Origin of the sequence: Candidatus Kryptonium sp., assembly GCA_025060635.1 — a bacterium.
Classification (GTDB): Bacteria; Bacteroidota; Ignavibacteria; order Kryptoniales; family Kryptoniaceae; genus Kryptonium.
In genome coordinates, this window is the sequence record JANXBN010000007.1 from 125,835 (window position 1) to 132,880 (window position 7,046).

Below are 7,046 nucleotides of genomic sequence, written 5' to 3' on the forward strand. Positions count from 1 at the left end.
AAATTTACAATTTGGCTTGTTAATTTCAAAACCGATAAATTTTGTGCAGGTTAATTTGCGAGTGTGTCATTTTTGGACAATTTTCAAATCCTGATTTTATTTTTTGGCAAATTTAGCCAAAATTTATTTGGCATAGTGTTTGCTTTTTTGTTAAAATGAAGATAAATTTAGGAGGTGAAAAATAAAACTTTGCGATCTTTCATAGATGAAGACATTTAACATCACAGAGCGAATTCAGAAGGTAAAGAAGTATTTTCGCCGGACTTCAAAAGAAGAGGTCATACTGTTGATAAATCAAGCCATAAAAGAGCTTGGTGAAATTGAGCGAAAAACCGACGAGATTTGGGCTCATGTTATGAATATGAGCAGAAAAAGAAACAAAAGGGTTCATATTGAATTAATAGGGGAAGAACTTGATAAGATCGTTGAAAAAGTTGAAACCATAAAAGGTATCTTGAGCAAGGCTAAGGAAAACATCCGCCTTTCACAAAAGAAAGAATATGAAATTGATTTGTGGATCTAAAAACGAACTACGGAGGAAAAATGCAAGTAACTCTTCAAAAAGCCTTTATAAAAATCAGCAAAGAACAATGCAAAGGATGTTCACTTTGCGTTGAAACTTGTCCTGTTAATGTTTTAAAAATTTCCGAGCGATTTAATTCGCGCGGTTATCATTATGCTGAATATGTTGGTGATGGTTGCACTGGTTGTGGGGTTTGCTTTTATGCTTGCCCTGAACCAGGAGCTATAACGGTCTACAAACGAGGTGCGGTAGTTGATGAGGAAATTTTAAACTCTTTAAACTAAAGGCGAAGCATAAACTGCTTCGCTTTTTTATTCTAAACTGCTGACAAAATTGGCAGTTTCAAAAAACAAAAATGGATTTTGAAAAATGGCAAAACAGCTGATGAAAGGAAATGAAGCAGTTGTGCGCGGGGCAATTTTAGCGGGATGTAGAGCATTTTTCGGATATCCAATTACACCAGCAAGTGAGATTGCGGAGGCCGCTGCACTTTTAATGCCAGAAGTTGGTGGGGTTTTCATTCAAGCAGAAAGCGAAATTGGAGCAATTAATATGGTATTTGGTGCTGCAAGCGGTGGCGTGAGAGCAATGACCGCGTCATCAAGTCCTGGTATTAGTTTAATACAAGAAGGAGTTTCATACGCAGCGGGTGCGGAATTACCAATGGTTATAGTTGATATAATGCGTGGCGGACCTGGGCTTGGGAACATTGCCCCAGAACAAGCGGATTATAATCAAGTTGTAAAAGGTGGGGGACATGGAAATTACAAGGTTATCGTGCTTGCCCCTAACTCAGTTCAAGAGATGTGTGATTTAACATATCTTGCTTTTGACCTCGCTGAAAAATATAGAACTCCTGTATATGTCCTTGCTGATGGTTTTATTGGTCAAATGGTTGAACCAGTTGAGTTTCCAGAACCAAAAATTCCAAAAATTGACAAATCTTGGTGCGTTGATGGAACATCTGAAACAAGACATAACTTGATAACATCAATTTATCTTGCCCCAGAAGATCTTGAAAAGCATAATTTGAAATTGAAAGAAAAATATGAGCGAATCAAAAAAGAGGAAGTTAGATACGAAGCTTATAGAACTGAGGATGCAGAAGTTATATTAATGGGGTATGGAATTGTGTCAAGAATTTTAAAGAGCGTCGTTGATATAATGAGGGAAGAAGGATATAAAGTTGGTTTGCTTAGACCTATAACATTGTTCCCATTTCCAGAGCAAAAAATTAGAGAGCTTGCTAAAGTAGCGCAGATATTTTTTGTCGTTGAATTGAGCACTGGGCAAATGGTTGATGATGTTAAACTTGCTTTAAATGGAATGAGGGAAGTCAAATTTTACGGTAGATGCGGTGGAGTAGTTCCATCAGCAGAAGAAATTCTTCAACAAGTAAAATTAGTTTTTGAAGAGATTGAAAAAGAAATTGAACATCAAAAGTGAGGTGGAAAAATGGCAACTTCAACAGTATTGAAAAAACCAACCGCTTTTTACGAGATCTTTGAAAGAAAACCTGATGCAGATAAAATAAACACGCACTATTGCCCAGGTTGTGGACACGGAAAGCTTCATAAATTAATAGCTGAAGCAATTGAAGATTTCGGAATTCAAGATAGAGTTATAATGATTAATCCGGTGGGTTGTTCGGTTTTTCTCTATTACTATTTTGATGTCGGCCATATTCAAGTTGCTCACGGCAGAGCTCCAGCAGTAGCTACGGGGATAAAACGAGTTCATCCACATAGCATTGTGATAAGCTATCAAGGTGATGGAGATCTTGGAGCAATTGGTGGAAACGAAATTTTACACGCGGCAAATCGCGGTGAACATATAACTGTTTTCTTCGTGAACAACGCAATTTATGGAATGACAGGTGGACAAATGGCGCCGACGACTCTGCCAGGGATGAAAACGACAACAACGCCTCGCGGTAGAGATATTCGCAATGAGGGTTATCCGTTGAGAATGGCTGAATTGATAGCGACTCTTGAAGCTCCTGTTTATGTTGAACGGGTTGCTCTCACTGATGCCAAAAACATGGCGAAAGCAAGAAAAGCTGTTAGAAAGGCTTTACAAATTCAAATTGAGGGCAAAGGTTTTGCTTTCGTTGAAGCGCTTTCCACTTGCCCAACTGGTTGGGGAATGAATCCGCCAGAAGCTGAGAAATGGGTAAATGAGGTAATGACAAAGTATTTCCCGCTTGGCGTTTTTAAAGATATTTCTGATAAAGTTGAACCTGTAAAGTTTGATAAAAAGGTTTTAACACCTGAAGAGATCAAAAAAGCGATCGGAGTTAATGGAGATAGCGCAACTTATGTTAAGAATTATCGCAAGAACATAATCCCAGAAAAATATAAAAATCCAAAGATAAAAGTCGCTGGTTTCGGAGGTCAAGGAATACTCCTGCTTGGTCTTGTACTGGCTCAGGCAGGGATGCTTGAAGAATATCATGTCTCTTGGCTTCCATCCTATGGTCCAGAAATGAGAGGTGGAACCGCAAATTGCCATGTGAATATCTCTGAAACTGAAATTGCTTCCCCCCTTGTTTCAATTCCGACTGTTTTAATAGCGATGAACAGACCTTCGCTTGAAAAATTTCAACCAACAGTTAAATCTGGTGGGATAATCTTTTACGATAACTCTTTAATTGATATTGAACCATCAAGGAAAGATGTTGAAATTGTTCCTGTGCCAGCAACTAAGATTGCAGATGATATCGGCTCAACTAAGGTTGCAAATATGGTTATGCTTGGTGCATATATCGGTTATACTGGTGTTCTAACGAAAGATAGCATTTTTGATGCACTTGATATAACTGTTAAAAGAAGAGAACTCAACGAGCTAAATCGGCGAGCAATTGAAGAGGGAATTAAATTCGTTTTATGAAAAATTAAAGGGGCTGATACACTCAGCCCCTTTTTGTTAATTTTAAAACTTCATTGAAAACCATATCAACTGTCAATAGTTTCATGCATTTCATATAATCCTCACCTTTTCTATTACAAAAATCAAGATGGCAAGGATGACATTCAACATCAAATCTTAATGCCTTGTGTCCCTTGCTCTCTGGGTAAGGAAACCATATATCTTCTTCTCCCGGTCCGAAAATTCCAATTGTTTTTGTTCCAACTGCGACAGAAATATGCATTGGCCCACAATCGTTTGAGATGTAAAGTTCAAGATGTGAAAGCACACTGGCTAATTGACGAAGTTCAAGCGAATCAAGAAGAAATATATTCTTTTTCAATGTCATATTGAAAACCTCGGTTGCTAATTCTGTTTCTTTTTCTGAGTGGGTTATAACTACATTTGCGTTAAGTTTTGAGACAATTCTATCAGCAAGGTTAGCGAAGTTTTCTTTTAACCACATTTTTGCTGGCCATGTTGCCCCTGGATGTATTCCAATAGTTTTTTTGTTTATGTCAACACCTTTGCTTTTTAGATAATTAATTGCCCATCTTTTTTCTTCGTCTGTTAGAAAAATTTCGGTTTTGATATCATCGTATGATAAAGGTTCGTTAAATTTGATTCCAATTGGCTGCAAATAGTCAAGGTGAAATTTGATTGCATTTTTTCTTTCGCTACTTCTCGGAATTGGATGAGTATATAGATATTTTCTCCAACTGAATGCTCCGCCAACCCTGGTTTTAGCTCCACTTAGGAAGGACAAGATCGCACTGCGCGGATTCCCGAATAGATCAATCACAAGATCAAATTTTTTAGATCTTAATTTCCTAATAAAATCAATTTGTTCCTTTAAATCCCAACTGAAATCAAAAGGTATTAACTCGTCAAGATACGGATTATTTTCAAGAAGTGCTATTGCGTTTTTATCTCCCAAATAAGCGATGAATGAGTTTGGAAATTTGCCCCGCACCGCTCTCACAACTGGGGTTGTTAGAACGATGTCACCAATGAAGCGGAGACGGGTGATCAAAATTTTATGAAAGTTCATTTTGTGAATTTGAAATTTTTTTAACAAATTTAAACAGAAAAAAGTAATTGAAAAAGAAAGGTTGCTCCGAGAACATTCCGCAGGCGCCGTTATATACAGAGAGGAAAATGGCGAGGTAAAATTCTTAATTTTAAAATATGGTCTTGGACATTGGGACTTCCCGAAAGGAAATGTTGAAGAAGGAGAAAGCGAGCTTGATGCAGTAAGAAGAGAAGTGGCAGAGGAAACCGGAATTAAACAAATTGAAATAATTGAAGGATTTAAAGTAGGAATCGGATATTACTATAAAGCGAAAGGAAAACTGGTTTATAAAACGGTTAATTACTATCTCGCTAAAACTAATGAAAAAGAGGTTAAGTTATCTTATGAGCATGAGGATTTTGCCTGGGTTACGGTTTCCGAGGCTTTAAAATATTTTAAGCATAAAAACACTATAAATGTTTTAAACAAAGCATATCAATTTTTGAAAAGTAAAGAGGACGAGGCAAAGTGAAGAAAACTATTAACATTTTACTCATAATTTTTGTCCCGCTTTTGTTAATTGCAGTTATTTTGCTTTTATTGAATATGTTTTCCTCCGATGAGGGAAGTGAGGGGCTTTTTGACGAAAGCGAAATGTTCATTTGAAAATTTAAAAGCCAGACGCATAATCTGCGTCTGGCTTTCGTGATTTTTATTTTAACAACATCATCTTCTTGATGCTTGAGAATTTACCTGCCTCAAGCCTATAGAAATACACACCGCTTGAATAATCGCTCATATCAACATCAACTTTATACCTTCCAGCATCTAACTCACCATCAATAACTCTTTTCACCTCTCTTCCAAGAACATCATATATTACAAGCTTCACATTTTCTCTCTGTGGAATTTCAAACTCTATTTTCGTAACGGGATTAAACGGATTTGGGTAGTTTTGATGAAGCGCGAATTTTGAAGGAATAATCTCGTTATCTCTTTCAATTCCAGTTATTGTATACGGAATCCATCCAATTATTACATCTTGAAGTGCTCTCCCCAAAGCAAAATAAACTCTATTTTGGCTTTCATCTGGATATAATATCTTAAAAATATCCATAAATGGTGGCGCTTCGGTTGATCTAAGAAGCCTAAACAGATTATAATCAGACAAGTTGTAAAATCGCACATTTCTGAAATTATCAAGCGAATTTAGGTAGTAAACCCTCCCCTTGTTATATCCAAGAATATGAATATTTCCATTTTTATCTCTTTCCATCAAAACACATTGTGTTTCCTGAAGGTTTGTATATACCCCTGATATGAAAATTATTGAATCACGCATAACCCTATACGCATAAACCAAGACATTGTTATAAGTTGCAGAACCAGAAGAATACCAATAAGGGATATGAAAAACATGCATAACTCCACTTCCATCAACAGCAAAATCTAATACATTTCTTCCGCCAAATCGGTCTAATCCCTGTGCAACAAACCATTCTTTAGGACGAGTAAAGCCGTTTAAATTCCCATAAGTTAAATAAACCCTTGGGGGACTATACGGTAAATAAACCACATAAGCATTTCCATTTGGTGTAGCTTTTACTCTTAGCCAATACGGCGAAGATATAATTGAGATAGTATCTCCAACATTTATTGGATTTGCAAAACTTCCAGACGAATTGTTTGTATACCGAATTACAGCTCTACTAAGGTCAACGCTTTTAAAGTAAGCAAAATGAACTATTCCATTGTCATCAATATCAAAGTCAAAGGTCCCAAGTGGAGTAACTGTATCACTTTCAGCGGTGACCCTATAACCGCCTTCAACGCGAAGATCAGGAGTTATCTTATAATAATACCACTGCCCTAAATCTATACCTGCTCTGGTGTTATAGTCCAAAACTTTAAATATAAGCGTATGGATATTTTGATTTCTATCAACTTTCACAATCGGAGTTAGGCCTGTATACCTTGGCCTTAATCCAATTCTGGCTGGCACTAAAACTCTTCTGATATTTGAAGTGTCAATAGCGGTAACGAATTCGTTACCTCTTTGCACTAACTCGTAAAGATATATCGCCCCTGTTGTATCGTTTACTTCAACATATCCTGCATTAGATGAGGGATGAAGCATGAAAAATTTGGAACCTAACTTTACAATATCAAAAATAGATCTTGATCCTATATAAAATCTGTAGGAAAGAATATATCTATATGTAAAACTTCGTTGCTTTTGTCTAATTAAATACTCTGGAAAGTTAAATAAAATTGTAGCGTCATTTGCATTAAGCGCAGATATGCTAGCAACCTCATTTGGATAAATCCCCCATATACTTGTATTAAGATTTGGTATAAACATAGAGTAATTAATACTATGATAAAGCGTGTTATTAGAAAAACTTGAGATAGGAAGCTGAGATGGTGAAAATAGATAGTAATCTGATGACACTTGGCTATTAATTTTTAAAACATGTAAATTGTTTTGCCGATCTAACGCAAAAATTGAGCTATCAAGCGAAGTTCTAATCCTAAAATAAGATATAGTAGTTTCTATGAATATTGTTGATGCCAGAACATAGCCATCATTGTTATTTGCTATAT

Annotated in this window: 8 protein-coding genes; 6 read left to right on the forward strand and 2 right to left on the reverse strand. The window is 36.3% G+C overall.

Annotated features, from left to right (window positions below; translation table 11 throughout):
* Positions 1 to 205: 205 nt before the first annotated feature.
* The 4 genes from NZ923_09440 to NZ923_09455 all read left to right on the forward strand — a co-directional run bounded on the left by NZ923_09440 (position 206) and on the right by NZ923_09455 (position 3,412).
* Positions 206 to 523 carry a hypothetical protein gene (locus NZ923_09440; protein ID MCS7230241.1) on the forward strand — a complete coding sequence of 106 codons (318 nt, stop codon included), beginning with the start codon at positions 206 to 208 and terminating at the stop codon, positions 521 to 523.
* A gap of 20 nt (positions 524 to 543) precedes the next feature.
* Positions 544 to 807: a 4Fe-4S dicluster domain-containing protein gene (locus NZ923_09445; protein ID MCS7230242.1), complete on the forward strand. Its 264-nt coding sequence runs from the start codon at positions 544 to 546 to the stop codon at positions 805 to 807.
* 85 nt (positions 808 to 892) lie between these two features.
* Positions 893 to 1,969, forward strand: coding sequence for a 3-methyl-2-oxobutanoate dehydrogenase subunit VorB (locus tag NZ923_09450; GenBank protein ID MCS7230243.1), 1,077 nt, complete (start codon positions 893 to 895; stop codon positions 1,967 to 1,969).
* A 9-nt stretch (positions 1,970 to 1,978) separates the two neighbouring features.
* Positions 1,979 to 3,412, forward strand: coding sequence for a 2-oxoacid:acceptor oxidoreductase family protein (locus NZ923_09455; GenBank protein MCS7230244.1), 1,434 nt, complete (start codon positions 1,979 to 1,981; stop codon positions 3,410 to 3,412).
* A gap of 22 nt (positions 3,413 to 3,434) precedes the next feature.
* Here NZ923_09455 and NZ923_09460 read toward each other — a convergent pair whose 3' ends face one another.
* Positions 3,435 to 4,481, reverse strand: a complete 1,047-nt coding sequence (locus tag NZ923_09460) for a glycosyltransferase family 9 protein (protein ID MCS7230245.1) — start codon at positions 4,479 to 4,481, stop codon at positions 3,435 to 3,437.
* A 61-nt stretch (positions 4,482 to 4,542) separates the two neighbouring features.
* On the opposite strand from NZ923_09460, the gene NZ923_09465 reads away from it, so the two are divergent.
* A complete protein-coding gene (locus NZ923_09465) occupies positions 4,543 to 4,974 on the forward strand; it encodes an NUDIX domain-containing protein (GenBank protein MCS7230246.1) in 432 nt (143 codons plus the stop codon).
* Positions 4,971 to 5,108 carry a hypothetical protein gene (locus NZ923_09470; GenBank protein ID MCS7230247.1) on the forward strand — a complete coding sequence of 46 codons (138 nt, stop codon included), beginning with the start codon at positions 4,971 to 4,973 and terminating at the stop codon, positions 5,106 to 5,108. Before NZ923_09465 ends, NZ923_09470 begins: the two co-directional genes overlap by 4 nt.
* 46 nt (positions 5,109 to 5,154) lie before the next feature.
* Here the strand turns inward: NZ923_09470 and NZ923_09475 are convergent.
* A partial coding sequence (locus tag NZ923_09475; protein ID MCS7230248.1) for a T9SS type A sorting domain-containing protein occupies positions 5,155 to 7,046 on the reverse strand: 1,892 nt, incomplete at its 5' end.

Excerpts from the sequence above, each read along its gene's own strand:
- NZ923_09440 (MCS7230241.1), top strand. The coding sequence starts at position 206 with ATGAAGACATTTAACATCACAGAGCGAATTCAGAAGGTAAAGAAGTAT.
- NZ923_09445 (MCS7230242.1), top strand. The coding sequence starts at position 544 with ATGCAAGTAACTCTTCAAAAAGCCTTTATAAAAATCAGCAAAGAACAA.
- NZ923_09450 (MCS7230243.1), top strand. The coding sequence starts at position 893 with ATGGCAAAACAGCTGATGAAAGGAAATGAAGCAGTTGTGCGCGGGGCA.
- NZ923_09455 (MCS7230244.1), top strand. The coding sequence starts at position 1,979 with ATGGCAACTTCAACAGTATTGAAAAAACCAACCGCTTTTTACGAGATC.
- NZ923_09460 (MCS7230245.1), bottom strand. The coding sequence starts at position 4,481 with ATGAACTTTCATAAAATTTTGATCACCCGTCTCCGCTTCATTGGTGAC.